Source organism: Shuttleworthella satelles DSM 14600, assembly GCF_000160115.1.
Classification (GTDB): Bacteria; Bacillota; Clostridia; order Lachnospirales; family Lachnospiraceae; genus Shuttleworthia; species Shuttleworthia satelles.
The window spans coordinates 1-748 of record NZ_GG665869.1; the positions used below are offsets into that span (position 1 = coordinate 1).

General features: G+C 57.4%; 2 protein-coding genes and 1 pseudogene. 2 read left to right on the forward strand and 1 reads right to left on the reverse strand.

The window, feature by feature from the left end:
• Together GCWU000342_RS10800 and GCWU000342_RS11070 are read left to right on the forward strand one after the other, a co-directional pair.
• Positions 1 to 324: hypothetical protein (locus tag GCWU000342_RS10800; RefSeq protein ID WP_006907297.1), on the forward strand; the 324-nt coding region annotated here is incomplete at its 5' end.
• 54 nt (positions 325 to 378) lie between these two features.
• Positions 379 to 507 carry a type VI secretion protein gene (locus GCWU000342_RS11070; protein WP_001260374.1) on the forward strand — a complete coding sequence of 43 codons (129 nt, stop codon included), beginning with the start codon at positions 379 to 381 and terminating at the stop codon, positions 505 to 507.
• 55 nt (positions 508 to 562) lie between these two features.
• On the opposite strand, the pseudogene GCWU000342_RS10320 reads toward GCWU000342_RS11070, so the two are convergent.
• Positions 563 to 748, reverse strand: a pseudogene (locus GCWU000342_RS10320) (hypothetical protein); the annotation flags it as partial.

Genomic DNA, 748 nt, shown 5'->3' on the forward strand with positions numbered 1-748 from the left:
CGGGTTACTGATGATGAACATGCCCGGTTACTGGAACGTTGTGAGGGTAAACAACTGGCGGTATGGATGCGGCGGGACCAGAGAAAAATCACTCAGGGTCAATGCCAGCGCTTCGTTAATACAGATGTAGGTGTTCCACAGGGTAGCCAGCAGCATCCTGCGATGCAGATCCGGAACATAATGGTGCAGGGCGCTGACTTCCGCGTTTCCAGACTTTACGAAACACGGAAACCGAAGACCATTCATGTTGTTGCTCAGGTCGCAGACGTTTTGCAGCAGCAGTCGCTTCACGTTCGCTCGCGTATCGGTGATTCATTCTGCTAACCAGTAAGGCAACCCCGCCAGCCTAGCCGGGTCCTCAACGACAGGAGCACGATCATGCGCACCCGTGGCCAGGACCCAACGCTGCCCGAGATGCGCCGCGTGCGGCTGCTGGAGATGGCGGACGCGATGGATATGTTCTGCCAAGGGTTGGTTTGCGCATTCACAGTTCTCCGCAAGAATTGATTGGCTCCAATTCTTGGAGTGGTGAATCCGTTAGCGAGGTGCCGCCGGCTTCCATTCAGGTCGAGGTGGCCCGGCTCCATGCACCGCGACGCAACGCGGGGAGGCAGACAAGGTATAGGGCGGCGCCTACAATCCATGCCAACCCGTTCCATGTGCTCGCCGAGGCGGCATAAATCGCCGTGACGATCAGCGGTCCAATGATCGAAGTTAGGCTGGTAAGAGCCGCGAGCGATCCTTGAAG